Here is a 25,961-nt window from a genome sequence, read left to right as displayed (position 1 = left end):
AGAAGCAAAGTCATCGTCATCCCCGTTTGGCGGCGTGGACGGGTGGCAGTCACTGCGATGGTGGATACGGACCGTATCCTCCCGGCGGTCCTTGTTGGCCAGGGGGTCCCGGTGGGTAACCGGGCTGGCCCGCTGGGTAACCGGCTTGACCCGAGGGATACCCCGCCTGGGCAGGCGGGTAACCACCCGGTGGCGGACCCCCCGGCGCACCCGGGTACGGCGGACCGCCCGGCGCACCCGGGTAGGGCGGACCGCCCGGCCCCGGCCCCTGGAACTGCGGGGTGGCCTGGGCGAAGGCCGGCATCGGCGGGAACGGCACGCTCGGACGCCGGGCGCGGAGCTCGTTGAGCAGCCGTTTCTCGGTGTCCAGCGCGTCCGGGCCGATCACCTGGCGGACGATCTTGTCCCGCAGGTAGGCCAGGTCGGTGGCGTTGCGCTGGAACGCCTTCGCGGCGGCTTCGGCCTCGGCGCCGTACCGCTTCGCGTTCTGCCGCAGCGCCTTGCGCCCGCGCAGCGTCGCGATCAGCGGCACGTCCTGGGCGACCAGCCAGCCGAACCGGACGTAGTCGTACAGCCGGGAGGCGATCATCTTCCCTTCCCGGGACCGCATCACCAGGGCGAAGACAACCATGCCGATGAAGATCGGGACCATCAGGAACAGGTAGGCCATGAAGAAGCCGGCGCCCTGCGCCCAGCTCGCGAAGGCGTTCCACAGGGCGTGCGCCAGTACGGCGGCCAGGTAGCCGACGAGCGGGGCCAGGAACCGGACCCAGGTGCTGCGATGGCGTACGGCGATGCCGATGCCGATCGCGGTGAACGAGGTGAAGAGCGGATGCGCGAACGGCGAGAGGAACCCGCGGAAGAAGAACAGCACGAACACCCCGCGCAGACCGGCGTCGCTGCCGCCCTCCTCGGAGAGCTGACTGAAGATCCGGCCGTAGTAGAGGATGTTCTCGGTGAAGGCGAAACCGACGCCGACCATGCCGGCGTAGACGAGGCCGTCGATGATGCCGTCGAACTCCTTGCGCCGGACCAGCGCCAGCAGCAGGATGACCGACCCCTTGGCGAACTCCTCGACCGGCGGGGCGACGAAGACGGCCGAGCGGTTGCCGCCGCTGCCGGTCTCCTCCATCCAGTGCGAGACCTCGGTGTTGATGAAGATCGCGACCAGGGTCGCGATGAACGCTCCCCAGCAGAGCGCGAACAGAACGTACTTGGTCGGCTCCGGTTCGTAACGGTCCAGCCAGAGGTACAGCGCGATCACCGGGATGACGGGGACGAACGCGAACACCAGCCCCCAGGTGAAGCCGCCCGCGCCGGTCGACTTGGCCACGATGCCGAAGATCACCAGGCCCGCGATCGCGAAGATGACCGCGACCACGATGCCGATCAGGATGCCCTGGTTCCGCCGCTGCCCCGGGACGGGGTGGCTGCCGAGCACGTTCGGCTGCGGGTACGGTCCGCCGGGCGAGTACGCCGACCCCGCCGCGGGTTGCGGCGAGCCGGCCGGGCCTGGTGAGGGGTAACTCATGCCCGCAGCCTAGTTGGGCGGCCCACCGCGCGGCAGGACCACCCACGCAGCGTTACCGGGATGGAACGACAAGCCTGTGGTTCGACCCGCCCACCGGTAACCCACGCGCACGATCCACCCCGGATCTGAGAGACTCTTCCGTGCCACGCGCCCGTAGCTCAGCTGGATAGAGCGTCGGACTTCTAATCCGTTGGTCGCAGGTTCGAATCCTGCCGGGCGCGCGTCCTGTGACCAGGGCAGATGCCGGCAGCGGTGTCTGCCCTGGTCTGTGTTTGGAACAGATTTTGGAACACGCCGCTCTAGACTCCCCGCATGGGGAAGCGTCGGGGCCACATAGAAGAGGTCGGCGGCAAGTTTCGAGGAGTTGCCTCCGCGGGTCGTGATCCGGTGACCGGCCGCCGTCGGCAGCCGAAGACCGAGCTGCTCGCAACAGCAGCAGAGGCTGAAGCCGAGCTGCTCGAACTGCACCGGCAGATCGATGAGGAACGGCAGCCGAAGAGCAAGATCACCGTCAGCGCCCTGATCGAGAAGTGGTTCGAGGTCGCCGAGTTGGAGGACTCCACGCGCGAGCGATACGACGGCCTCAACCGGAAGTACATAGAGCCAGCATTCGGCTCGACCCAGTTCGCCAAACTCGATCCTGAGCACCTCGAGACCTTCTACTCGCGGCTACGCAAGTGCAGGCACCTCTGTGACAAGCGGCGCGCTAAGAATCACGTCTGCGCACCTCTGGCGCCGAGCAGCGTCCGACAGATCCACGCCGTGCTGACTGGCGCCGGCCAGCGCGGCGTGCGCTGGAAGTACTTCAGGGTGAATCCAGCGGAACTCGCCAAACCTCCTGCCGCGCGGAAGGGCGCACCCGATCCACCGAACGAGGCTGAAGCCGCGGCCATCCTCAATGAGGCTTGGAAGACGCCAGCCTGGGGTGCACTTCTCTGGACCGTCATGGTCACAGGTTGCCGGCGCGGCGAGCTGTGCGCGCTGCGTTGGTCGGACATCGACCTTGACCGAGGCAAGGTGACCATCGACTCCGCACTCACACGAAAGCTGCAAGAGAAGTCGACCAAGAGCGAACAGGACCGGCGAATCTCTATCGATCCCTACACGGTAGAGATGCTGCGCTCCCACAAGGAGCGTTCCATTGCCCAGTGCAAGGCCGCTGGCATAACGCTCGGCCGATACTCCTACGTGTTCTCGCTCGAACCAGACTTCTCGAAGCCTATGAAGCCTGACACCGTCACGCAACGGTACAGGCGTCTCGCCGGCCGCAACGGCCTTCGCAGCACGAGGATCCATTCCCTCAGGCACTACTCGGCGACCGAGCTGCTCGCTGCTGGCGTCGACTTGAAGACAGTCTCTGGCCGGCTCGGTCACGCTAGCGGCAGCACCACTCTCCGCTTCTACGCCGCCTGGCTGGAGGAAGCCGACCAGCGCGCCGCAGGCAGCATCGCGACTAAGCTGCCTGTCCCCGACCCATTGAGGCGGACACCACGGACGCCGTACGAGAAAGTACTCGCCGACCTCCGGGAGTCAATCGAACGTGGCGACTACAAGATCGGCTCGCAACTGCCGTCCAACGAGACCATCCGCGCTCAGTATCGCGTCTCAACCGGAACGGTCAGCCGCGCGATCGCAGCACTGAAGGCTGCTGGCATGATCGAAGGCCCGCGCGGCAAACGACCACGAGTTGTGGCGAAGAGCCCTGTGGCGGTCACGGCGGGCTTGTCGAACGCAGACATTGAATCCCAGGGCGAGTAGAAGGCTGACGGTGTCCGCGTGGGGGTAACGGCTGACCCGCGAAGCCATGCGTACGCTGGCCACCGTGAAGCAACAGCTTGCCTTCCCCGAGCCCGTCGTAGTCTCCGACGGCCCAATGGCAGGATCCGAACCGGCAGTAAACTTCTTTCGTGGATCGACGCGGGCGATCGCTGTGACGTCTCGCAACAACGTGAACGATTGGTACTCAAGGTTCCCCGATCCTTCAGGGGCTTTCTTGGGTCGATTACGCTCAGTAAAAGACTTTGACCACTTCTCAGCACTCGATGAGCTCTTCGTTCACGACCTTCTTTCTCGCCAGCTAGACACCGTTTATGAGGAAAATGGCGAGGGGCCAGATTTTCGCCTCTATCGCTCAGGTGACTACATCGGCGGCATCGAGGTACTCACACTCATGATGCGGAACGACTGGGCAGGAGAACAGGCGCAACACGATCGGATAGCTGACGAATTGAACAAGAGGCTGCACGCCAATCGATGGTTCATCCATTTCGAGATTCTGGAGCTCACACGTTCGCCTGCCGTGAGCAAGCTCGCGACTTGGGTGCAGCAAACCATCAAGGCGCTCCCCCAGCCCAGCGAGCCGATCGGTCGTGAGGCCGAGCTTCCGACTGCAACATATCGCGACACCGGTGTCTGGCTTCGTTTTGAGTTTCTTCCGCGGCGACCGTCGCCCGATGCCACGTCGGATCGCATCGTGGGAACCGGTGCGATAATTGGCGGCCTCGTCAACTCTCGTGAACGGCTGCGAGGAGCTCTGCGCGACAAGTCGGGCCAACGCTACTCACTCCGAGACAAGCCATTCGCGCCGCTTGTCGTCATTCGTGATTCGTTCTGTGATATCGACGACGTTGTTAGTGCTCTGTACGGGTCGGAGCAGATCCATGTGGAGTCCATGCGTACGATCCGAGCCAATGATGGGTTGTTCGGGCGGTCATCTGCCGCTCCGACCGGGAAGAATCGTCGCGTCTCATGCGTGTTCATCGTCCAAAATTGGCAACCCTGGCAACATGAAGAAGCAACCATCCTTCGCCTGGACAACCCGTTTGCAATAGAGCCCTTTCCTGACGATGTACTGGAGGTCAATTACCGTTTCACCGAAGTCCACAGGACCGAACAGCAGTTCCAGCTGGACTGGACTCCCGAACGCCCAAGCTAGGGGTCAACTGCAAAAATGTCAGCGCCGCGGGCAAGTGGACGGGCTGCGAGGACACAACCGCTGACCATTAGGCGGTTGTGGATAACGTCGCGCCCCGTATCCGCCCGAACGTCACAGTGGTGTGGTGTCGCCAGTCCTCAGCCCGGAGCCACCGGCGGGTGAAGCCGCTGCCCGCATGGCGTCGAGGCACGAGGCCCCGCCCCGGCAGGCAAGCCCGGGACTGGCGAAACTCAGACCGCCTTCCGCCGATGTTCACCAGCTGACCCTCGGCGGTGTAAAGACCAGCGATAACGGCTTCGGGCCGGGGTGATCGAGCCGAGGACTCCTCCGACGATGACCTCTCTGGTCTCGCGGTGCTTGACCTTTCATCGGGCGTCTCGCGGCGCCGCGCACTGTTGCAGTGAGTGGGTGGCGAGGGCTGGGCACGAGACCCTGGTCGAGACCGCTGACGGGCTGTGCACGCTCGTGGATCGACCGCGTCGTGTCCTCGCGAGAGAATGGGTATGTGACACCGGAGACCCCTCGGCGGCGTTCGCAGCTCGACCGGCGCCAGGCTGAGATTCACCGATTGTTGGGCCTGTTCGGACCCGTTCCCGCGGCCTTCTACGAGGACGCATGCCGAATCGTGGCCGAAGAGCCTCCACTTGACTCGGCGAGCCACGTAGTTGGTCATCTGCTCCGGGAGCTCGAGTCAGCAGTTAGGGACGTGCTTCGCCCCCTAATCCAAGGGCAGCCAGCCGTAGGCTCACCACCAGAGCCACGCCGAGACGGGGCCGACGAGCCGGTACCTGGCTCTGCGAGCCACACGATCGATCATCTGCGCCGCGCACTAGGGTCAGCGATTAGAAACGTCGTCCGCCGCCTGCTCCAAGGGCAGGGAGCGGCAGGTTCATCGGAACCGGGTAAGGCGAGCCAACAGCCCGAACGGTTGCATCACAAGGAGGAGATCGACGCGATCGCGACCGCGCTGGGGTTCCCCTCGGATGACGAGCTGCGGAAGCTCTGGAAATCGCTGGGCCTCCATCGGGTTGGGCATCGGGGTTCGCAGCTGCGGCCGCGGCCCCTCGACGACGAGTTCCGCGCCTGGTGGAACGGCGTTCAGGTTCTGCTGCTCAGGCTTGGCCGCCAGTTCGAGTCGACGTACACCACATCTTTGCCAGCGATCGATGAGTTGGCCGATCTCGAGCAGCCCACTCGCGACGACCTAACAAGGTTGGGCAGTGTTCCGCACAGCGTGGTGGCGTTGGAGCGCTTCTTCGAACACGCCGGCCCGGGCTGGTTCCCGCTGCTGCGTCGCAAGGGCTACCTGAGCAATCCGCCGGCCCTTGAGGTCGCGGAGGATGGCACGATCGCCTATGTCCGGTGGCCGGCCGCGCGGTATCTGGCCCGGATGGCAGTCGAGCCAAGCGTGCGTGACGACCTGCTCGCGGTCCTACTGGCGGAGACGACCGACAACCCTGCGGCTCACGAGTCGACGGCCGACGCGGCTTTGGCGCTGCCCGTCGTAGACGCCGCTCGGCTGGCCCCCAAGATCGCCGCATTCCTGACGACGCCCTACCAGTGGGCCTTGCCGTTCAAGGCCCGTGACCTGGTGATCCGCCTGGCTGACGCTGGCGAGGCCACGGCAGCACTGGTTGTCCTGCGGCCCATCGTCGAGGCGGAATCGGAACGAGACTGGTGGCGTTCGGCTGGGGTGTTGCGAGAGGTCGTTCCGGCCGCCTTTCCACAGCTCGGACTCGACGGGCTGGAGCTGATAGCCGAGGCTCTCGACCAACTTCTGGACGAGCGGCGACCAGAGATCCGGACATGGCGTGACTACTCGACTACGTGGCGGCCGGTCCTTGATGACGGCGATGAACACGATCGAGAGGACACGCTCGTCTCGGCCCTGCGCGACGCAGCGGTCGATCTGGCCAAGGCCACTCGACCAGGCGTTGCCGACGTGGTTCACGCGCTGGAAGGACGCGACCGCGCCATCTTCCACCGCGTCGCGTTGCATGTACTACGCGTAGTCCCGCACGAGGACCTGGTCAACGAGCGGCTCCGCCAACGCAAGCTCTTCGACGATCCACTCGTCGATAGGGAATACACCATGCTCTTGCGGGAGCACGGCTCATCGATACCTGCGGATACCCGACGGCAGATCATCGAGTGGATCGACGCGGGCCCTGAGAACGCGGCGCTCGACCCCGAGACCGCAGACGCGTGGCGGCTGCAACAGTTAGTCCGGTTCGGTGACAATCTGCCCAGCGATCAATTCGAACGCCGCGACGAGCTCGTCGCGCGCTTCGGCGAGCCCGTCTATCCGTGGGAGCAGCAGCGCCGATTCGGCTGGGGGGCTACGGCACCGTTGACGATCGGTGAGCTCCTCGCCTTCGACGATGACGACTTGCTGGAACTGCTGCACACCTGGCAGCCCGACGAAGGATCGTTCACACCTTCACGGGACGGGCTGCGCCAAAATCTCGAGGAGGCTACGGCACGTGCGGCCGACCGATTCGCCAACCTCGCCCCAGCCTTCACCGGACTCCACCCGACCTATGCGTACGGCCTCATCAGCGGGCTTCGAAAGGCCACGAATGAAGACACCGCCTTCGCATGGGAACCGGTGCTCGAGCTGTGCCGCCATGTTCTGGCGAAAACCCACGAGTCTGCTTCAACCGACCGGCCGGTGGACGAGCAGGACAGCGATTGGGCGGGCTTGCACCCGGAGATCGCCCGCCTTCTGGGCGACGGCCTTCAGCATGACACGGTTCCTGAGCGGCACGCCGACGACATCTTCAACATGCTGGCCGAGCTAGCCACGAGCCCAGACCCAACCCTCGGTGCCGAACGGCGACACCTGGCCGACGGCGACAACTGGCCCCGCGACCTGAACACACCACGTGGTACGGCGTTCCACGCCCTGATGCAGTACGTCTGGTGGCGCAAGAAGCAGACACCTGCCGGCGAGGTCCCGCACCTCAGCGCCGAACTGAAGAATCTGCTCGATCGTCATCTCGACCCTGACCGTGAGCCCACGGAGACCATCCGTTCCGTCTACGGGCAGTACTTCCCCGCCCTGCTGGCCTGCGACGAGGACTGGACGCGGTCTCGGGTCGACGTGATCTTTCCGCCCGACCCCTCCTTGGGCCACCTGCGGGAGGCGGCGTGGACCAGCTACCTGCTGTTCAACAGCGCCGACCCCAAGGCGTACGAGCTGCTCCGTGAGCACTACCGCGAGGCGGTCAGCCAACTCGGCGACGAGAGCCCCGCAGAGCCGTCTGAACGTGTCAAGGAGATGCGAGAAGCGTTGACCGGGCACATCGTTGGCCTCTACGTGCGCGGGGCGGTCGACCTTGAGTCCGGCTCTCTTGTCGACCACTTCTTCACCTGCGCGCCGGCCACCCTGCGGGCACACTTTGTCGACCTCATCGGCTACGACCTGATGAGTAACGAGGATCAGCCATCCGAGCGCGTTGTAGCGCGGCTCCATCGACTGTGGGAGTGGCGCGTCAGCACCCTGCAGGATGACGACGGACATCGCGAACTCGACGAACTCGAGGGATTCGGCCTGTGGTTCGCCTCCGGCAAGCTCGACGACAGCTGGGCACTCAACCAGTTGCACCAACTTCTCACCGCCGGCGGCTCGATCGACTCTGACCACAGCGTTCTCGAACGCCTCGCTGCGCTGCGGCGCCAGCACATCACCGAAGTCGTAGCCTGCTTCGCCCTGGTTATCGACGCCGCGCAACGAAACACGCCGCCACAGCCATGGTTCGTCTCGGCCAATGACGCCGAAATCCGCGACGTACTCGAGGTCGGGACAAAGTCCGACGATCCGGCAACCCGGCGCCTAGCCCAGCAGACCGTGAACCGCCTCATCGCACGCGGCCACGCGCAGTTCGGAGATCTTCTCGCGTCGTAGACGGCCGCACAGTACGCCCGCTGTTGGACGCAGCAGCGTAGGCTCCGGGTCCGCTGGCAGCCAAATTCCCCTTCAGGCACGTCCACCCTCGTCCACGACACATGTCGTTCACGAGCAGACAAACACGATCTGGCGCCAGACCAGGACGGACAGCCCCTGCGGCAGCAAAGCGAACACCGCTGACCCCAACAGAATTGACCTTCATCCAGGTGTCGCGGCGGCCAGGTGGCCCTCGGTTCACTCCTCGCCGCTGGTAAGGCTCGACTTCGCCTCGGCCACCGTTCCGCCTTCTCTCTGTCGAAGTAGTTGCTCCTGGCACCCAGTACCCCACCAACATGTCACCACGTGCGGCCTAGACGTGCTGCCATCCGGCCGGGCCGGTCCAAGCTCACGGCCTCCGCTCTTGCCGCCGGGCGAAACCTCGGCGCACCGAGTGAGGTACTCCAGGCCCTCTGGTCAGTGACGCTCCGTGACTATGAGAGCGCCCTAACTGGAGTGACTTGGACCTTACACGCAGATCTGCAGCCGCGGTGGTTGTTGGTCTCGAGCGTCGCCATGGGCAAGACTCCAGCTGAGCCGCGTCAGGAACGCGCAGCCGTAGGGAGGTGCGAGTGAGCAAGAAGGTAAGGGAGAGGCGTCGGCAGCAGCGTCGTGAGGCTGCGGCGGCCTCCGCCCGGCAGCTGACGATTGCAGTGGTCACGACACCACAGTCGGCGGGTCGCACGGTGGACGTCCGTCATGAGGTCGAGCTGATCAAGTCCGCCATGCTCTATGCCGACAAGGTTGAGTTGTTCAGCCCCGCCTTTGCCATGATCGGGTATGCGGCCTTGGTCGCTGAACGTGGTTCCGCGGGCTTCGCCGAGCTGTTTGCCACGCTGAGCGATGACGAGATGGCCGCCCTCCTTCGAGAGCAACAGTTGGCCCCGGAGTGGCGTGGGAACCTCACATATCTCCGCGACCCGCAGACGGAGGAGCAGCGGCGCCAAGTCGCCGCGATCGAAGCCGAACTGCACCGGACGATCCAGGGTTTGCTTGTGGAGTCGGGGGCCGACGAGCTCGCGCCGGCGTTCGAGGCCGGCATCCTCAGTCAAAACGACTCGATGTTGGCCACAGATGGCGATCACGCTGGCGCGTTCGTGGGAGAGCTGACGCGACTGTTGGGTGACAGTTCGATGCGACTGCTCCTTGATGGTCAGACCGGAGAGTTGGCGAGGGCGCTGATCGACGAGAACACGGTCAGTCCAGGCCATCTGTCCCTGAAGCACGCCCAGGAGGCTTTGCTCGGCAGCGGCTTGGTGGCGCGTCTGCCTGCGTTCCATCAGGCACCGACCAACGAACTTCTCGATCTCCGTGCCGATTTGTCGGGACCCCTGACTCGCTACCGGGCAGCCGTGGCCCAGCTCGCGAACAAGATGACAGCCCCGGCGTTCAGCGGTGCTGGAGCCGGGGAGATTGATGACATGTGGCTCACTGACGTTGCTCCGGCGTTGTTGGAGATCGAGGAGTCGTTGGCCGAACACACGCTGGCGAAGGAGATCGCGAGGTCAGTCGGGAAAGACATTGGCTCCGTCATCAAGGGCCTCACGTCGTGGCCGGCCATCTACATTGGGTTGGAAGCAGTCACCGATGTTCGAACGTGGATCGCGGCCGCTGTCGCCGCTGCGCCGACGGTAGCCACGCACCTCACGGCGGCTGTGACCGGTCGCGCTGACGGTCAGGGTCGAGCCCGCAGCCACGAGTTGTTCTACCTCTACGAAGCCGACCATCGACTGACTGAGCAGGCGGCAGCGCGGCGCTGACGACAGACGTTGCAACGTCCAAGCGGCTCGGCCCAGCTGCCCCTAGCGTCGGCGAGACTCGCCGACGTTAGGGGCCGCAGTCCGGGCAGTCCCGATGGAAACTGTCGGTAGGACATGGGATCGTGCTGTGGTATGGAGCTGACTGCCCGGCACTTCGAGCGGATACCGCGGAGGAACCTGCGGATACCTGTGCGTGAGTTCGCGCGGCTGTGGCTGGTGGCTGAGCGTCACGACGATGCTATGAAGGCCGCCGACCAGGCGGAGGATTCCTACCTGCGCGGTGTCTGCGCGACCTGCGAGTGGCTGGCAGGGGTGATCATCACGGTGCACGGTGCTGACGGACGGCCTGCCTCCGTGTTCAGGCCTTCTCCTGTGACGGGGTTGCAGTCGAAGGCGTACGAGGAGCTGATCGCTGAGGAGACGCTTGCCGCCGAGCGGATCGTTGCGGACAGCTTGCCTGGTGTGCCGGGCTTTGTTGACGGTGTGCTGGCGACGCTGAAGTGGGCATGGCGCCGATCTGCTGAGCCGCCGATCGATGTAGAGCGCGCCCAGGCAGGCTGAGTCGGGTCTGGCCGGGAAGAGCGGGGCCTCAGAGCCGTTGCACGGCTTCTGAGGCCCTCTTCGTCGGTCGTGGTCAGGTCCAGGGTCAGGCTGTCCGTTGGCGTGGGTGGCGTTCGCCGGCGGCGAGGCCTGAGGTGATGGTGCGGTGGGCTTCGTTGCGGGGTAGGCCGATGCGTTCGGCTGCGGAGACGAGTTCGTCTCGCGCGATGTGCTGGTCGAGGAGTTGTGCGCCGACGAGTTGGCCGAGGGCGAAGGCGGCGCGGTTGAGGGTGTGGTTGCGCTGGCCGGGTGTGGCGGCGAGGACTTTCTCGAGTTCCCCGGTGAGTGCTGCGAGGGTGTAGGCGCTGGCGTGCCGGAGGTCGGGTGCGGTGGCCTCTGCGTCGGTGGCCGACGGTGTCGTGTCGAGGAGGTTGGTGATCCAGTTGGGTAGTGGGTGCGGTGCCGTGGTGGTGTTTGCGAGGTAGCGGCCGGCGGCGGTGATCGATCCGGCGCCGAGGACGTAGCCACCGTGTCCGCGGGTGTCGATCTTCCAGCCCAGGCGGCCGGCGCTGTTGCCGAGCTGTGGCCCAACGGCGGGTTGGCGGTAGTACAGGTGCGCTCCGCCTGAGGGCGTGGTGACGCTGTAGGTCGGTGCAGGTCTGCCGCGTGGTCGGCGGCGACCAGCGCGAGGACGTCTTGGCCGTTGGTTGCTTCGCGGTGTCGCCATGGCTCGGGTGGCTGGTCGGTGGGGGTCTTGGGCTGGTCCAGGTCGATGACGAGAAGTCCTGAGGGTCCGGTGGCGACTCCGATGTTGTACGGTGCTTTGCGCCAGGTGCGGGCAATCGCGAGGTGGTCGATGGTGGCGGCGGCTTCCCAGTCCTCGACCGCAGGTACTTTCCGTCCGGGGACCAGTGGGAAGACGGCCATGCCATGGTCGGCGTGCCAGTGCGCGGCGCGGCTCAGCAGTTGGTGGTCGCTGTCCAGGACGGGTCCGGCGCCGCCCGCGGTGGTGGTCACGGCTCGATTCCTTTCCGGTCGGGGCGTAGGCGTTCGCTGCGGACTCGTGGCGAGTCGAGGCTGGAGTCGGGGTCGCGGAGTTCGAGGTAGACGCGGACGCCGAAGGCTCCTCGGTTGGGGTAGGCGCGGTCTGCGCCGGCGACCTGGAACTGGTGTCGCAGGTGCTCGACCAGTCGGGCGATTTCGTCGGGTTCTCCGGATAGCCGGACCTTGATCGTCATGCCGACGCCTCCTGCTGCGGGTTCGCGCCGGGCCACGCCTCGGGGCTGGTGTCACCGTTGAACACCACGCGCAGCGGACCGCGCTCACACAGTCCGGCGAAGTCCGTCCGGCCGGGAATGTTGTCGTCAGGGCACGGCACGGTGACCGCGTAGTCGTCGCCGTCCTCGGTCTCGAACACGATCCACGGGGTAGCGTCGCGGTCAATCACCACAGGGACCAAAGCCCAGCCCACCAGCTCGATCAGCTCGTCGTAGGTCGTGAGGATGGTTCCGTTCGGTACGCGTTCAGACATGGTCAGCTCTCCTTCGCGGTCGTGGGCACGCCGTAGTGGGCGAGAGTGGGGATGCGCAGGTGCGGCCAGTGTCCGGCGGCCAGGAGCGTGTCGGCGTGGCGTTGGCCGGCCGCCCAGTCGGGTGCGGTGTCGCTGCCGGGCAGTGGTGTGGTTTCGCGGGCGTGCTGGTAGAGGAGGCTGGCCAGGTCGCTGCCCCAAAGGTCGGTCAGGTCGCCGTTGCGAGCGGGATAGGTGGGGTCTTCGTCGGCGAACCGGACGGTCACTGTCAGGTGGTCGGGGTAGCGGTGTGGGTCTTCGGTGCGCAGCTGCTCGAACCGGGCCCGGACGGTCGCGGTGAACCGTCGCTGGTACTCGGCTCGGTCCGTGTGCTCGAGCTCGGCGAGCAGTCCCTCGATGTCCTCGATCTGTTCCAGCTGGTCCAGGGTCAGCCGGTCGCGCGACGGCGTCCAGCGGTCACCGAACAGCGTCTGGCCGATGTGGTTGGTGCTGGCGTCGTAGGTCTCGAACATGCCGAGGTCGTCCAGCTCGTAGACGCTGTTGACCATGATCTCGATTGGTTCGGTGCGGTACGTCAACAGGTACTCGTCGTCGTACCCGACGGTGGAGCGCAGCAGGTCGCCCACGCCGGCGGCTTCCCACGATCCGGGGCGCCCGGCGGTCACTGCTTCGCTGCTGCCGAGGTTCGCGGCGACCGTGGCGAGCAGGTGAGTGAATGAACTCGGCGCCGTCTCCGCCGCACTGGTTGGCGTTGATCGCACGGATCGCGCGGGTGACCGCGGTCGCGGCCACATGGAAGTCGTCCGGTTCGGTGCCGGTGTCAGTCTCAGTGTTGGTGGATTCGCTCATCGTTGGTTTCTCCTCGCGGGTTGACGGTTACGTGTCAGTGGCCGGGCGGCGGAGGGGCCGGACCTTGGCGGGAGGTCCGCCGACTGCGGCCCGGTCAGGCAGTGGTCAGGTTGGTAACGTCGTGTCCGAGGGATTCGGCGACGGCGGCGATCAGGTCGCGCGCGGCGGGTGGGGTGACGGCGTTGCCGAGCTGGCGGACCTGCTCGCGCTTGTTGCCCAGCACCACGTAGCCGTTCGTGAACGCCATTCCGGCCGCTACCTCGTGCGGCTCCAGCATCCGGAACAGGCAGTCCTCGACCGCCACGGTCTGCGGCTCCACCACCGACTGGTGCCCGGCCGTTGTCATCGTGCGCAATGTCTCGGTCGCGGGTGTGCACATCTCGGCGCCGCTGGAGCGGGAGCCGTTGTTTCGCATCACCAGCGCGTACCGGTCGCGAGTGATGAACGTGCCGTGTCGCTCGCTCGTCTTACGGCTGGTGGCGTTGCCGTAGTACGGCATCAGCAGCCCGTGATGGTTGCCTGCAGCAGCGAACGTGTCGAACGGGTCCATCGCCCGCTTGGTCGTGTTGTTGTTGCGCAGCGGCACCACCAGCGCCTCGGACTCCCGCGTGGTCCTGGTCCGCATCACCTCCGCCAGCGTGGTCGCGGTCTCGTTCCACGTGCCACCGGCAGGTACCAGTAGCCCGGTCTCGTTGCGGGTCGTCATCGTGCGCATCGCCTCCGACAGCGGCGCGGCGGTCTTGCCGTCGCGGCCCTCGACCGGCACCAGCAGCTCGGGCTTCGCATAGCGGGCCAGCCCCGCCCGGATTCGAGCCATGGTTTTGTCGGCCAGCGGGCGGGCACGGTCCCCGATCCGTTCCCCGGTCAGGGTCCAGTCGATCGCGGCCGCCGCGGGGAGCCATCCGGGCTCGACGGTCTGGTTGCGGCAGGCAACGTTCGGGCAGCGCCACACGTACTGGGCGCGGTAGCGGCCCCAGGTCCGGTCCGGCTTCTTCCACGCCTGCATCGCCCGCACCAACTGCCCGCAGCCCTCACACCATGCCTGCGGCCGGGTCCACCGGTTCAGGTCCGGGCAGACCGACGTGCGCACGTGGGCCACGACGTACAGCCGGTCCCGTGACTGCGGCGCCGGGAGGCCACCAGACTGGGCATGCATGCTGTTGAGGTAGACGACGTGCACGCAGTAACCGAGCGCATCCAGCCCCGAACGCCACGCCGGCCACAGCACCCACAGCGCCGCGTCCACGACGTTCTCCACCACGATCGCGTCATAGCGGTGGTGCTCGGCGAACCGCACCACATCCCACATCGTGGCCCGCGACCGCTCCGCCGCCTCGTCCGGCAGCGTGTCCCCGAACAGATCCGGCATCGCGTCAACGTTGCGCTTCTTGCCCTTGGCCTGGGAGTGGTTCGTGCACTCAGGCGACGCCCACAACACATTCGTGCGCGGGTAGCGACGCGGCTCGACCTGGGACAGGTCCGCGCAGTCGTGGTCGGTGGTCGGGTGGTTGCTGTTGTGCGTCTCGCCGGCCAGCTTCCAGTGATTCGCAGCCAGCTTCACCGTCACACCCGGCACCTGCACAGCACCAGTGCTCGATCCCCCGGCACCGCAGAACAGATCAGTCATCGTCAACGTCATCGGTGTCTCAACCCCTTCTATGGTTGGTGCGGGGAGGCGCCGTGGGTGCGTGGTCCTTCACCACGGCCCTCCCCTAGCTCGGTGTCAGTTCGTGGCGGAGTTGGCGGTGCCGTTGGCGCTGTGGATGTGCTCGACCAGCAGGTAGTCGGCCTCGTCGGGGTCACGGCCGAGGAACTCGGCGCCACATCCGCAGGTGCTGACGAACATGCCGTCGCGGTAGGGCTGCTCGATCGGTGTCGTGTCGCGGTGCTCGGCGGCGGTGGTGGTGTCCGGCATCTGGGTGGCTCCCTTGTCGCTGGTGGGCTTGTGTTGGCGGCAGCCCCGTTCTTTGGGGCCTGCCGGCTACTGCCGCACAGCGGGCCGGGTCAGAGGCTCCGCCCAAGTTGGTTTCGGTCGTTGTCAGCTGGTGGACGCGGTTTGTCCTCCAGGTGAGAACTGCCGGAACCAACGTGGGTGGAGTGGGCCTGGTCCGCTAGCCGCCCACCAACCCCAGCCACAGAAGGGCTTTCGTCCCGGCCGGAGGCCGGGGTGCTCTCCCGCCCGCCAGGGGCGGGAGAGCCTGAACTACACGCGGTCAGTCGTCGTAGCGGCCGAGCTCCATCGCTGGCCCGGGATCGTCCGTGGCCTGATCGGCCGCGGACACGCTGGCAGTGTTGGCCTGCTCAGCGGTGATGTCGTCGGCGTGCCACCGGGCGAGCTCCTCGGCCCGGGCTTCGGCCTCGGCGTCGGCGTGACGCTCTTCGGCTTCGCGGCGGTGCTGAATCTCGATCAGCGCCCGCTGCGCACGGCGCACCGCTTCGGCCGTCTCGTCCGCAGACGGAACCCGCGGCATGTCCGACTCCGCCACCCGTTCCTCGCCGGCGGCGACCTCGCGGATGTCGGCCGGCGCCTGACTCTCTCGAACGGCCGCCTGCTCCTCGGTCAGCGCGTGGCTGCTGTCGTGGCTGGTGTTGTCGTCGGTGACGATCTCCGCATCGGGGACCTCGTCGGCAGCCTCGTGCAGTTCCGCTTCGCTCGAACTGGCTAGCTGGTTGTTGACCAGCTCCGCCTCCACGAACTCGTCACCGGGAACGGCTTCGATCCTGTCGGCGTCGCGCTGCTGCGCGACGTCGGCCAGCTCGTGCTCGTCTGTGACCTCGCGGTGCTCGTCCTCGGCAGCTTCGGCCGCGTCGATGTCGAGCCACTCCTCAGGAGTCGGCCCGTCGTCCGTGTTGTCGATGCCGCGGGCCTCCAGCTCGGCCTCGGCGCGCTCGGCGGCGGCGCGGGTTTCTGCGGTGTGTGCCCACCAGACGGCGCGCGCTTCGTCAGCGACGGTCAGCTCGGCGGCCCGGGCGTCGAGGGCCTGTGCGAGGGCTTGGGCCTGCTCGGCCTCCGTGCGGAGTCGGTCTTGCGTCGCGGCGTCGTCGCTGGCGTCGGCTTCCGCGAGGTGCAGGGCGGCGGTGCGCCGTTCGCGTTCGGCGGCCTGCCGGGTGCCGGCGAGTTCCTCGCCGACGTAGGGCGGCGCCCACGCCTCTTCGCGTTGCAGGGCGCGGACCCGAACCCGCAGTTGGCCGTTGGACATCTCGGCCTCGGCCCGGTCGGCCTCGGGTCGGTCGAGGGCGCGCCAGGCTGCGCGCCACGAGGCGTACTGCTCGACTTGGCCGGGTTTGGGTGCCGGGCCGAGCGCGTCGTCGCTGGCCTCATGGCCAATGGTCTCGCGGTGGGCGGCGACCGTGCCGGCTCGCCGTACCCAGTTGTCACGCTCTGCGCCGTGGTCAGCGGGCGCGCGGCCGAACGCTTCGACGGCCCACTGCGGCTGCTGCTCGGCGACCTGCTCGCCGAGTTGGTTGACGCGGGCGTCGGCCTCGGATGCGAGGCTGGTCAGGTAGTCCGACCAGCGCGGGTCCTCGACCTGCGGCAGACGGTCGGTGAAGGTGTCGCCGATCGGGTCGGACTGGGTGGTGTTCTTGATCCGGTCCTGGACAACGTGGCTGATCTTGCGGGCGTCGTGCAGCGATCGGCGCTGGATCGCCTCGGTCAGCACCTGGCGCGGGTCGTGGCCGGCCAACTCGACCCGGCGCAGCAGGTTGTCGAGTGTGCCGGCACCGTCCTCGATCGCCAGTTGGGTTCGCTGATCGGCGGTGAGCACACCGGAGTCGGCGAGCTCGTCCAGCCAACGGGCGGTGCGCCCTGCGGTGGCCAGTGCGATCCCGTCGGCGAGCAGTTCGGCGGGTGTGCGCAGGCGGTCGGCTTCGGCGGCGGACTCGGCCGCGGCCTGCAACGCCGACAGTTGCGGGTCGTCCAGCTCGAACGCGCGACGCAGCACCGACAGCGGCGAGTGCTTCGCAGCCGCGCCGGTCTCCCCGTACTCGGCCTGGCTCGCCAGTGACTGGGTGACGACGTGCACGGTGTTCGCGACCCGGCCCCGGGTCATCGCGACATACAGCGCATACACGGACGTGTTCTGGGTGGCGACCAGGTGGCTGGAGTCCACCGTCAGTCCCTGGGAGGAGTGCACGGTGGCGGCGTAGCCGAGCGCGACCCACTGCCGCACGTAGTTCGCCGGCAGCACCATCGTCTCGCCTGCAACGGGTCGCCGGGTGCCGCGGATCAGCGGCGCGACCCGCAGTCCCCCGTCGTCCAGGACCTCGGTCACGAGGAACTCGTCGCGGTTGAACGCGGCCCGCTTGTTGCCTTGATACCCCTCCAAGTGCCAGGCGTTCAGCCGGGTCTGGATCAGGTCGCCCTTGCCGACGCGGTTGCCGGTCGAGTCCAGCCACGCGGTACGCGTGTCGTCAACCAGGCCGTAGTCGATGAGCCGGCCGCGCAGTTGCGCGGACAGCTCGGCGGCCTGGGCGTTGGTGTCAGCAATCAGCAGCGAGTGCAGCCCATTGAGGTGGTCGGCCAGCCAGGCATCGGCTGCTGACCGCTGGGCGGCTTCGAGGTGGCCGCCGTCGAGGATGCGGCCCTGCTTGTGGTACTCGGCCAGCACCGACTCGTCGGCGTCGCGCAGCCGCAGCGACGCCGGGCCTTCCCAGTCGGCGGCGAAGCGGCGGGTCTCGGTCAGCTCGTGGGTCAGCGCGCCGGCGGCAACCAGTTCCATCCCGCCGCCGGCACCGACCGCGGCCAATTGGCGGTGGTCACCGACCAGCAGCAGCTTCGCGCCCGCGGCGTCACAGTGCGCCTGGATCTGGGTCAGGTCTCCGGTGCTCGCCATGCCAGACTCGTCCACCACGACCAGGTCGCCCTCGCGCATCGCCCACGTCCGGTCAGTGGGTGCAGCCGAGCCATCAGCGAGGCGCTGCTGCGTCGCCAGCCAGCGGGTGATGTTCTGTGCGGTGACGCCGTCGGCGGCCAGTACTTCGGTGGCGACCTGAGACGCGGCCAGCCCCACCATGCGGTGCTGCTGGCCTGCCCACAGCTCCGGGTCTTCCCAGGCCTTCGCCAGTGCGCCGACCACGCGGGATTTGCCGGTGCCGGCCGGGCCGATCAGGGTCTCGACCTTCGCCCCTGAGCTGAGGATGCCGCGCACCGCAGCGGCCTGGTCGTCGCCGAGTTCCAGCCCGGCCGCCGTGAGCTTCTTCACGAATACATCGGTGTCGGCCGCGGTCATCGCCACCGCGCCGCGCGCATAACCAGCCTTGGCGAGCTGCCGCTCGGCCCGCAGGTGATCGGGTGTGACGTAGCGCTCCGCGCCGGGAGCTGAGTAGGCCGACGATCCGTCGGCACGGCGAAGCTCGTCCGGCAGCGCGCCGGTCTGGCCCAGGTGCCGGGCATCGACCTGCTGCGCGAGCGCGATACCGCGCTCGGTCAGCCGGTCCAGCAACCGGGCGATCTTGTCCGGTTTCATGTTGCCGAGGTTGTCGGGCAGCGCGTTGCTGATTGCGCGGGTCAGGTCCGGAGCGCGCCAGGTGGCGTGCTTAGACTGCACCTCGGCCAGGGCCGTCTCGAGCACCTTGGCCTCGTTGATCCGCCCGGGCAGCCACTGTCGCTGCCGCAACGCGAGCACGTCGGCGGCGACCTTCCCGAGCCCCCCGCGGACCTCGGCGCGCAGTTCGGCGTCCCAGCGCGCCAGCCGTTCCTCCACTGTCTCGCCGTGGTGCGACTTGGCCTTGCGCGTGGCCAGCGTCGCCTCCTGCTGGATGTAGGCCAATTCCAGGTTGTTCGGCGCGCGGTCGAACTTCTTCTCGAACGCGGCCACCAGCGCCGCGGTCTTCTTCGTGATCGCCCGGCGGCGCGAAGAGAACAGGTCCATGGCGGCCTGGTCGATCCCGACGATCTCCCGGGACTTGCCGTCGGGCCGGGTCGCGAACTGCACACCGAGGCTCTTGATCAGGTGCTGCTCCATGACCCGCTCGCCGACCGCGCCGGCGGCCTTGTCGTAGCGGTGCAGCGCCTGCCCGTCGAGCGTGCGCCACCTGCCGTCGGGTCCCTGCACGCGGTTCAGGATCGCGTTGTGGATGTGCAACTGCGGGTCGTGCTCGCGGCTGTCATGCTGGAAGAACGACGCGATCGTCCAGTCGTGGGTGTCGGCCCACCGCCCGGCCGCACCGCCGTGGTGGCCGACGCGGGTGTAACCGGCCTTGTCCTGCAGATAGTTCAGGGCAGCGTTGTTCCCGGCCCAGATCGCGTCCTCGACCGCCTGGCGGTGCTCGCTCCATTGCACCGCTCCCTGCTCCGCTTGCCGCACCGCAGTGCGGTAGCGGTGCACTGCTTCACTGTCACCGGTGCGCTCGGCCTCGGCCAGTGCAACGCGGGCCGCATCGGCGGCGGTGCGGGCCTGCACCTCTTGGGCCTCGAACGCGGTGTGGAGCACCGTCACCGACTTCTGCGGACTGAACGTCGCGTCGTGGAACGCGACGTTCTTGCGCACCGCTTTGCCAGCCAGTGCACGCAGTTCGGCGCGCCGCTCCGGGGATGCACCGGGCTCCTTGGCCAGTGCAGCCGCGTACACCTGCTCCTCGGACTTGTACGCGCGCCCGGTGTGGCCGAGCGTCTCGGCCTCGTCCCACCGTGACGGGTCGCGGAACGCGTCGTCGCGCGGGTCGATGAACCGCTCGTACAGCGCGGTCATGTCCTGGTTGTCAACCTCTCCGGACAGACCAAGAGCCTCCGCCCCTTTGCCGAACCACCGGCCTGGCGGCTCGCCGGCCGCCACGGCACCGGTGTAGTAGTTCTCCCGCCCCGCCGCGACCGAACCGGTCAGATAGCTGGCACTGTGACCGCTGCGCACGCTCAGCACGAGGCACCCCCAACCCTCGCCGCGACCGCCGCCGCAGCGCCGCCGGCCGCCGGAGGCGGCGTGCCGATACGACGACGCGAAGCGGAGTCGAGGCTCCATTTGATCGTGATGCATGGGTGTGTACTCAGTTCTTTGGTCTTGCTGCTGCCTGCTATCGGCTGCTGAATCGTCGGTTCTGTCGTCGTGACTTCGGGTGCGTTGCTGTCCTGGCTGCTGGCTGCTGATCGGGTCTTCTCGGTGTTGGTCATCGGCTGCTGCTCGTTTCGAATTCGCGGCTGTTGGCGGTGTGCTCATCGGTCTCGGTCTCGGTCTCGCGTTCGGTGGGGTTCTCACCGGGCTCCGTGACGAGCTGGAGTTGTCCGCGTACCTGTGTCTCGGCGACTGGTGAAGCGTCGTCGTGGGGGTCGGTGGGCTCGGCCCACCCCGCCAGTTCGGCCAGCCGCTTCGCGCGTGGAGTGCCGACCCCGGTAACGCGCCGGATCGCGCGCTGGCTCATCGGCGCACCGCCGTGCTCGGCGGCCGAGTGCTGGCGCACCACGGCCAGGAGTTCGTCGTCGGTGCGGTCGTCATTGCCGTTGACCGACCCCGCCTCGGTCCGGGCCGCAGTGCGGGTGTCGGTGCGGTGCGGTGGGTGCACTGGTGCGGGTGCACTGGTGAGGGGGTCGTCGTGCACTGGTGCGCTCGGTGCGGTGCGGGTCGCAGCCTGCACTGGTGCGGTACGGAGTGCACCGAGTAGGTAGGCGACCAGCCACACCGGTGCGCCGGTCTGGTTCGCGTTCGGTTCGGACGAGTCGTCGCCGGTAGCTTCGCCGGTGCGGTGGCCCGGGGTGGTCAGGCCGAGGGCGGCGGAGTCGACCAGGGCGAGCAGCTCCCCCGGGGTCAGCGGACCGGTGGCCGGGAGGAGCTTGGCGAGGTCGCCGGCGGACAGGAGGCCGTCGCGGATCGTCTGCAAGCACGCCGTGCGTGCGTTCCGGGCGGCGTCGAATGGCCACAGCTTGTGGCTGGGGCACAGGGTCGCCAACCGCGACGCCATCCGGACGACCTGCTGCACCAGCGCCCGGGCCGCGGCCGGGTCATCGGCACCGGTCCGGGACAGGTGCAGCCATACGCGGGTGGTGATCACCGGCGACGTGAACCACGTGAGCGCGCTGAGCTTGGCCCGGGCCGGCTGGGCGAGCCGCAGATGCAGCCGCAGCAGATGCGCCAGCATCTCGACCAGCACGGCATAGGCCAGCGGGGCGAGGGCGTGCGCGACCGCGTCCGCGATGCCGTGCGCGGTGTCGACGTTCAGCCACACGGTGCCGCCGATGAACACATACGTCGTCACCAGCGCACCCGGAATCCGCCACCCGCGAGTCAAGGCGGCAAGCCGCAGCGCGGTGCAGGCCACGATCATGCCGTCGGCAACCAACGGCACCAGCGGGCTGTCGAACTTGTCCGACACCGCGTCGAACGACCGGGCACCGCCGATCGCGGCCACACCGAGCGCGGCGACGACCGCGACCACAATCAGCACCCGCCGGGTCGTCAGCCGTCCAGCGGCGACCGCGTTGGTGACCGCGCCGACGGTACGCCGAACCGCCCACACCGTGCCGATCACCGAGGCGGTCAGGGCCAGCAGTCCGGCGGCGCCGGCGGCGAGCATCGGCCACGTCACCGCGCCCGGCTCGAACACGTCGGGCAGGTTGAGGAAGTGCGCAGTCATCGGTGACCTCCAGCGGTCGAGTTCGGCGCCGAGTTCGGTACGGCGGTCAGGCCGCCGCGGCGCCCGGCCTTGATCTGGTCCGGTGTCGGCGCCGGGCCGTGGGTGGTGCGGCTGGTGGTCCACCAGGTCACGAACGGGTCCGCGTCGGCCGCGAGCGGGACGGTGACGGCGGGGTGTCCGGCGGTGTCGCGGTGGGCGAGTACGTCGCAGGACTCGGCGTACTCGCCGATGCGGCGGGTGACGCCGGGGCGCTGGCGGTCGTGCCAGTCACCGACGAGCTTGTTCGACGCCTCGTCGCTGTCGTAGGCGGTGGTCCAGGTGTCCATCAGCCACAGGAGTTCCTCGACGATGTCGGGGTGCCACAGCCAGCACGGCGGCAGCGTCTCGCGCGCCGTCGCGTACCGCAGATACGTGGATTCCATCCACGGAAGCAACTCACTCAGCACGGCTTCGACCGCCGCCGGGTCGTGCTCGGGCATCCGCAGCCACGACCGCACCGGCTCCACGTCGCTTCCGTCGGCGGGCTTGCCGTTGCTGGGCTTGGCGGCGGCGAGCCGGGTCAGGAGTTCCTCGAACGAGGCGACCGTGTTGCCCAGCGACGCGACCGTGTCGTTCAACCTGGCGACCGCCGTCTTGGACGCGGTCTGCCGTAGACCGGTCTTCATCGCGGCCACGTCGCGGGTCAGGGCCTCGACCGAGCGGGCCAGCCCAGCCACCGCCGCCAGCGCGGCGGTGCCGGGATCCTTCTCGTCGTCGTAGCGCATCAGTCGTCGTCTCCCTGGAACAGGTCGGCGGTGTAGTCGTCCAGCCAGTCGCGGAAATCGTCCGGGTCGATCGCGACCCGCCCCGTCGGTCGGCCGGCCTCGTCAAAGGCGAGCACCGCGCGCAGCCCGGTGGCCTGCTCGAGTTCGGCGCAGCCGTAGTAGGCGCGCAGCTCGTCGGCCGCGCTCTCGATCGGCGTCGTCATGGCCGGCTCCCGTCGTTGTCGCGGTCCGGGGCGACCAGCTCGCGCGGACGATCCGTGTCACGGGCGGCGAGGGCAGCCCGGGCCTTGCGCATCGCGCCGGCCAGCCGCAGCCGGGCGAGCAGTTCGCGAGCCGGGTCGGTCGCCTCCAACCAGGTCACCGTGGCGTCCACCCCGGCAACCACCCGCCGTACGACAGGCGCGAGGACGCGGTGCGCGACTCTTCGGGTAGCGGTGTCGAGGTGCGCGGACCCGGTCAGCGCGTGGTCACGCAGCCAGACGCAGCCTCCGATCAGTCGGGCACCGACCCACTCCTCGACCCGGGCCGCGTTGCGGCTGGTCCACTGGACGGCGGGGCGGTTGTGGAAGCGTTCGCGGCGCAGGTCGCGGCGGTTCCAGGCCATCTGTACGCGCCCGATCGCCGGCGGCATGCCCCGGGTGATGATCAGCGCCTGTCCGGCGCGGAGCTGGGCAATCTGCCCGGGAGTGAGCACCGGCACGTGCCGGTCACTGATCGACACGCCACCGGTGGTGCGGTCCTTGGTCGCGGTCTGCTCCAGCCGCGACCCGCACAGTGTGGACCAGAACTGCAGGTCGTCGTCGTCGCTGGTCCCGGCGAGCACGACCTTCGTGGTCACGTTGGTCATCAACGACCCGGTCGCGGCCTCACCGAACCGATCCCGCAACTGGGCGCGGGACTGGGCGACGATGTGCAGCGTGATCCCCCGAGACCCGAAATCACCGGTCCACTCATCCAGCGGGATCAGGCAGATCAGCGCGGCCTCGTCCAGCACCATCGTCAACTGCGGCTCCAACCGGCGCCCCGGCGTCTTGACCGCGATCGCCCGCGCCGACCGCGCAATGTGCGCCGTCAACGCGGTCACCAGTGGCGCGGTCTTCTTGTCCTCCGCACCGAGCAGGTAGACGGTGCCGGTCTCGGCGAGCAGCCGCGCAACGTCGAACCCCGGCCCGCCCGGTGCCGCGGCAGCCGCCGCGGCCGGGACGGACAGCCACGAGAGTGCGGGCATGATCGTGGTGGAGATGCTGGAGCGGGTGCGGTCGTTGTTGTTGAAGAACTGCTTGGCCTGCTGCTCGAACCCGACCGCGCCCACCGCGCGCAGCTCGTAGTCCACGTCCGCCGCGGCCTGCTTGTCGGGGTGGGCGACCCAGCGCTGTACGTCGGACATCGTGTAGCCGCCGAGCGCGGCGGCGTGCATCAACGCGGTTAGCGCCTGCCGCGCCAGGTTCAGCCAGTGCTCGGCATCGTCGGACTTCGCGCCGACCCCGTCGAGCAGGTCCGAGGCACGGTCCATCGCCACCGCGCGGTCGCTGCACCCTGCCAGCGGGTCGAACGTGATCGTCGACCCGTCCTCGGTGAGTCCGTCGGGGTCGAACACCCACACCGGCCCACGCCGGCTGCGCAGGTTGCGGGTGACATCGAGGACGTCGGTCTTGGTCGACGTCACGATCGCAGCGCCCGGGGCGTCGAGCAGGTGCCCCATCACCAGGCCGGTCTTCCCGGCCCGCGGCCCAGCCACCGTCAACGTGTGGTCTTCAGCGCTCGAACGGACCTTCACCCAGCCGACCGTCGCGACCGTCGTCCCCAGCTCCGTGAGCGGCACGAACCGCCGCTTCCACACCGGCACCTCGGCCAGCGACGGCCGGACCTGCTTGGCCTTGCGGCGCAGCATCCGCGCCGACGCGGTGCGGTGCACATCCCACGCCGACGCCAAACCATCCGTCACCCGTCCCGCGCGGCCCAGCCGGCGCAGCAGACCCCGCGAGCTCGACCGCGACCGCAGCGTGAACCCCGCCGTCGCCAGCAGCACCACCGTTGCGGCGAGCAACAGCACCCACCACCGGCCCGAGGCCTCCATCGACTCCGGCAGCGCACGCAGCACGAACCCGGCGTAGCCCAGCCACAACGCGACCGCGAGACCGCAACCGACCGGGCGGTTCACCGCCACCAGACCCAGCGTCACGGCCATTAGCACGCCGGCCGCGATCACCCATCCGGCAGCGCCACCGGGGGCGCTGAACCGGAACCCGATCGCGCCGGCCAGCAGCACCCACAACGGGGCCGCGATCAGCGCGCCGTGCATCAACCGCCAAAACAACAGCCCCGCGGTCACCAGACCAACCGCCCCGGCCGCGGCAGCCCAATAGCCCGCCTCCACCAGGCCCGGCGTCTTGTCCCACGCCACCGCCGCGACACCGCCGCCGGTCAGCGCGACCATCGCCATGGTGAACCGCGGCACCAGCACACCCTCGGTCCGGGTCGGCCGCCGCATCATCGCGCACCACCGACCAGGACACCGGCCACCGCGAACACCGCACCAGCCACGGCGGCGAGGAACGACACCCGCAGCCACCGATGCTTGGTCCACGCGATGTCCGCGAGCCGCTTGGCCTGATGCGTAACCGCGACCAGCGGGCCAGCCACCTTGTCGCCCGTGAGCTGCGGGTCGATGTGACGGTCGAGCAGCTGCTCGACCGACCGACGACGGACCGCACCGAAGTACAAGAACTCCCCCGGCACGAGCGCATCCGCCGGGCGGTGCAACCGCGGCACCACCACCAGCAGCGCCGAACCCAACGCCACCGCCAACGCCACCAGCGCCACCCCGAACAACACCCGCGCGGCCAGCGGGTCGTCGTGCGACTGAGAGACCAGGGTCAGGACGACCGCCGCGAGCGCGGTCTCGACCGTCGCCGCGAAACCCGCCTTCGTGTCCGCCTTGTCGATCGCCGCAGCGGCCGAATCATGCATCCGCCACGCCAAATCCAGCTGCGTACGCTCGCTCATCGCGCACCCCCGGCCGCCTCAACCGAAGCCGTCGCGGGCTTGACGTTGTCGCTGTACGACATGTGCGCACGGTGCTGCGCCATGTGTTCCGGTGTGATCGCGAAACTGGTGACCTCGACAGGACCCATCTGCGTGCTCACGTCGTAGTGCGTTCCCCCGGCGCTCGTCTTCGGCTGCGATCCACATGCCCGCGCCACGCTGTCCACCAGACCCCGGCTGGCGGCATACTGCGCCGCATCGTCGCCGACGCCGTACGGCGGGAACCACACCGCCCGAACCTTCGGCGCTGGCAGCTCCGGGTGGTCAGCGACGAACGCGGCCAGCTCGAACAACCCCTGAATCACCGCCGCGTGCTCCGACTGCAACTCCTCCAACTTCCCAATCGCCGGCACCCATTCGGTGCCAGGCTGTACCGCGTCAGTCATGCTGTAGACCTCTCGAACTCGTGGCTGAGTGATGGGAGAACCGGCCCTGTTCTGGTTGGCGCCTGTGCGGGGCCGGTCTTGCTCGCTGGAATGGCGTGTCGGCGACGGGCCG

General features: G+C 68.1%; 19 protein-coding genes, 1 tRNA gene and 1 pseudogene. 6 read left to right on the top strand and 15 right to left on the bottom strand.

The annotated features are described in order from the left end of the window. Window positions 1-49 precede the first annotated feature (49 nt). Window positions 50-1,531, bottom strand: a complete 1,482-nt coding sequence (locus ACWCOV_RS26890; RefSeq protein ID WP_449832081.1) for a PrsW family intramembrane metalloprotease — start codon at window positions 1,529-1,531, stop codon at window positions 50-52. 147 nt (window positions 1,532-1,678) lie between these two features. Here ACWCOV_RS26890 and ACWCOV_RS26885 point away from each other — a divergent pair. The 6 genes from ACWCOV_RS26885 (at window position 1,679) to ACWCOV_RS26860 (ending at window position 10,733) form a co-directional block, all read left to right on the top strand. Further along, window positions 1,679-1,752 (top strand) — tRNA-Arg (locus tag ACWCOV_RS26885). A gap of 91 nt (window positions 1,753-1,843) precedes the next feature. Then, complete coding sequence (locus tag ACWCOV_RS26880) at window positions 1,844-3,289, top strand: tyrosine-type recombinase/integrase (RefSeq protein ID WP_449832080.1); 1,446 nt, start codon at window positions 1,844-1,846, stop codon at window positions 3,287-3,289. A gap of 64 nt (window positions 3,290-3,353) precedes the next feature. Further along, window positions 3,354-4,466, top strand: a complete 1,113-nt coding sequence (locus tag ACWCOV_RS26875) for a hypothetical protein (protein ID WP_449832079.1) — start codon at window positions 3,354-3,356, stop codon at window positions 4,464-4,466. Window positions 4,467-5,394: 928 nt separating this feature from the next. Further along, complete coding sequence (locus ACWCOV_RS26870) at window positions 5,395-8,373, top strand: hypothetical protein (RefSeq protein WP_449832078.1); 2,979 nt, start codon at window positions 5,395-5,397, stop codon at window positions 8,371-8,373. 611 nt (window positions 8,374-8,984) lie between these two features. Next, on the top strand, window positions 8,985-10,172 hold the full coding sequence (locus tag ACWCOV_RS26865; RefSeq protein ID WP_449832077.1) for a hypothetical protein: 1,188 nt from the start codon (window positions 8,985-8,987) through the stop codon (window positions 10,170-10,172). Window positions 10,173-10,304: 132 nt separating this feature from the next. Next, complete coding sequence (locus tag ACWCOV_RS26860) at window positions 10,305-10,733, top strand: hypothetical protein (protein ID WP_449832076.1); 429 nt, start codon at window positions 10,305-10,307, stop codon at window positions 10,731-10,733. Between the two features lie 85 nt (window positions 10,734-10,818). Here the strand turns inward: ACWCOV_RS26860 and ACWCOV_RS26855 are convergent. From ACWCOV_RS26855 to ACWCOV_RS26790, 14 genes and pseudogenes are all read right to left on the bottom strand, one after another. Continuing rightward, window positions 10,819-11,639 (bottom strand): annotated as a pseudogene (locus ACWCOV_RS26855) (bifunctional DNA primase/polymerase). 86 nt (window positions 11,640-11,725) lie between these two features. Further along, a complete protein-coding gene (locus ACWCOV_RS26850; RefSeq protein WP_449832075.1) occupies window positions 11,726-11,950 on the bottom strand; it encodes a hypothetical protein in 225 nt (74 codons plus the stop codon). Then, the gene (locus ACWCOV_RS26845) at window positions 11,947-12,243 is read right to left on the bottom strand and encodes a hypothetical protein (protein ID WP_449832074.1); all 297 of its coding nucleotides are present in this window, start codon (window positions 12,241-12,243) and stop codon (window positions 11,947-11,949) included. Before ACWCOV_RS26845 ends, ACWCOV_RS26850 begins: the two co-directional genes overlap by 4 nt. A 2-nt stretch (window positions 12,244-12,245) precedes the next feature. Next, entirely contained in the window at window positions 12,246-13,001 is a 756-nt protein-coding gene (locus ACWCOV_RS26840; protein WP_449832073.1) for a hypothetical protein, read from the bottom strand. 182 nt (window positions 13,002-13,183) lie between these two features. Further along, window positions 13,184-14,728, bottom strand: a complete 1,545-nt coding sequence (locus tag ACWCOV_RS26835; protein ID WP_449832072.1) for a DNA cytosine methyltransferase — start codon at window positions 14,726-14,728, stop codon at window positions 13,184-13,186. Window positions 14,729-14,812: 84 nt separating this feature from the next. Continuing rightward, window positions 14,813-15,004: a hypothetical protein gene (locus ACWCOV_RS26830; protein WP_449832071.1), complete on the bottom strand. Its 192-nt coding sequence runs from the start codon at window positions 15,002-15,004 to the stop codon at window positions 14,813-14,815. A gap of 298 nt (window positions 15,005-15,302) precedes the next feature. Beyond that, a complete protein-coding gene (mobF, locus tag ACWCOV_RS26825; RefSeq protein ID WP_449832070.1) occupies window positions 15,303-19,949 on the bottom strand; it encodes a MobF family relaxase in 4,647 nt (1,548 codons plus the stop codon). Continuing rightward, window positions 19,943-20,197, bottom strand: coding sequence for a hypothetical protein (locus ACWCOV_RS26820; protein ID WP_449832069.1), 255 nt, complete (start codon window positions 20,195-20,197; stop codon window positions 19,943-19,945). The genes mobF and ACWCOV_RS26820 overlap by 7 nt, the downstream gene beginning before the upstream one ends. Next, window positions 20,194-21,654 (bottom strand): DUF2637 domain-containing protein, encoded by a 1,461-nt coding sequence (locus ACWCOV_RS26815; protein ID WP_449832068.1) that lies wholly within the window; start codon window positions 21,652-21,654, stop codon window positions 20,194-20,196. Before ACWCOV_RS26815 ends, ACWCOV_RS26820 begins: the two co-directional genes overlap by 4 nt. Then, window positions 21,651-22,418 (bottom strand): hypothetical protein, encoded by a 768-nt coding sequence (locus tag ACWCOV_RS26810; protein ID WP_449832067.1) that lies wholly within the window; start codon window positions 22,416-22,418, stop codon window positions 21,651-21,653. Before ACWCOV_RS26810 ends, ACWCOV_RS26815 begins: the two co-directional genes overlap by 4 nt. Then, window positions 22,418-22,621 carry a hypothetical protein gene (locus ACWCOV_RS26805; protein ID WP_449832066.1) on the bottom strand — a complete coding sequence of 68 codons (204 nt, stop codon included), beginning with the start codon at window positions 22,619-22,621 and terminating at the stop codon, window positions 22,418-22,420. The genes ACWCOV_RS26810 and ACWCOV_RS26805 overlap by 1 nt, the downstream gene beginning before the upstream one ends. Continuing rightward, complete coding sequence (locus tag ACWCOV_RS26800) at window positions 22,618-24,909, bottom strand: type IV secretory system conjugative DNA transfer family protein (protein ID WP_449832065.1); 2,292 nt, start codon at window positions 24,907-24,909, stop codon at window positions 22,618-22,620. Before ACWCOV_RS26800 ends, ACWCOV_RS26805 begins: the two co-directional genes overlap by 4 nt. Continuing rightward, window positions 24,909-25,424: a Pycsar system effector family protein gene (locus ACWCOV_RS26795; RefSeq protein ID WP_449832064.1), complete on the bottom strand. Its 516-nt coding sequence runs from the start codon at window positions 25,422-25,424 to the stop codon at window positions 24,909-24,911. Before ACWCOV_RS26795 ends, ACWCOV_RS26800 begins: the two co-directional genes overlap by 1 nt. Next, window positions 25,421-25,849 carry a hypothetical protein gene (locus ACWCOV_RS26790; protein ID WP_449832063.1) on the bottom strand — a complete coding sequence of 143 codons (429 nt, stop codon included), beginning with the start codon at window positions 25,847-25,849 and terminating at the stop codon, window positions 25,421-25,423. The genes ACWCOV_RS26795 and ACWCOV_RS26790 overlap by 4 nt, the downstream gene beginning before the upstream one ends. Between the last annotated feature and the right edge of the window lie 112 nt (window positions 25,850-25,961).

Source organism: Kribbella sp. NPDC002412, assembly GCF_053592935.1.
This window is presented reverse-complemented; position numbering and strand designations above follow the sequence as displayed.

Bases quoted from the DNA above. Each gene is read 5' to 3' on its own strand.
- ACWCOV_RS26810 (WP_449832067.1), bottom strand. From the start codon at position 22,418: ATGCGCTACGACGACGAGAAGGATCCCGGCACCGCCGCGCTGGCGGCG.
- ACWCOV_RS26830 (WP_449832071.1), bottom strand. From the start codon at position 15,004: ATGCCGGACACCACCACCGCCGCCGAGCACCGCGACACGACACCGATC.
- ACWCOV_RS26890 (WP_449832081.1), bottom strand. From the start codon at position 1,531: ATGAGTTACCCCTCACCAGGCCCGGCCGGCTCGCCGCAACCCGCGGCG.
- ACWCOV_RS26820 (WP_449832069.1), bottom strand. From the start codon at position 20,197: ATGACCAACACCGAGAAGACCCGATCAGCAGCCAGCAGCCAGGACAGC.
- ACWCOV_RS26850 (WP_449832075.1), bottom strand. From the start codon at position 11,950: ATGACGATCAAGGTCCGGCTATCCGGAGAACCCGACGAAATCGCCCGA.
- ACWCOV_RS26805 (WP_449832066.1), bottom strand. From the start codon at position 22,621: ATGACGACGCCGATCGAGAGCGCGGCCGACGAGCTGCGCGCCTACTAC.
- ACWCOV_RS26845 (WP_449832074.1), bottom strand. From the start codon at position 12,243: ATGTCTGAACGCGTACCGAACGGAACCATCCTCACGACCTACGACGAG.
- ACWCOV_RS26880 (WP_449832080.1), top strand. From the start codon at position 1,844: ATGGGGAAGCGTCGGGGCCACATAGAAGAGGTCGGCGGCAAGTTTCGA.
- ACWCOV_RS26800 (WP_449832065.1), bottom strand. From the start codon at position 24,909: ATGCGGCGGCCGACCCGGACCGAGGGTGTGCTGGTGCCGCGGTTCACC.
- ACWCOV_RS26790 (WP_449832063.1), bottom strand. From the start codon at position 25,849: ATGACTGACGCGGTACAGCCTGGCACCGAATGGGTGCCGGCGATTGGG.
- ACWCOV_RS26795 (WP_449832064.1), bottom strand. From the start codon at position 25,424: ATGAGCGAGCGTACGCAGCTGGATTTGGCGTGGCGGATGCATGATTCG.
- ACWCOV_RS26835 (WP_449832072.1), bottom strand. From the start codon at position 14,728: ATGACGTTGACGATGACTGATCTGTTCTGCGGTGCCGGGGGATCGAGC.
- ACWCOV_RS26815 (WP_449832068.1), bottom strand. From the start codon at position 21,654: ATGACTGCGCACTTCCTCAACCTGCCCGACGTGTTCGAGCCGGGCGCG.
- ACWCOV_RS26860 (WP_449832076.1), top strand. From the start codon at position 10,305: ATGGAGCTGACTGCCCGGCACTTCGAGCGGATACCGCGGAGGAACCTG.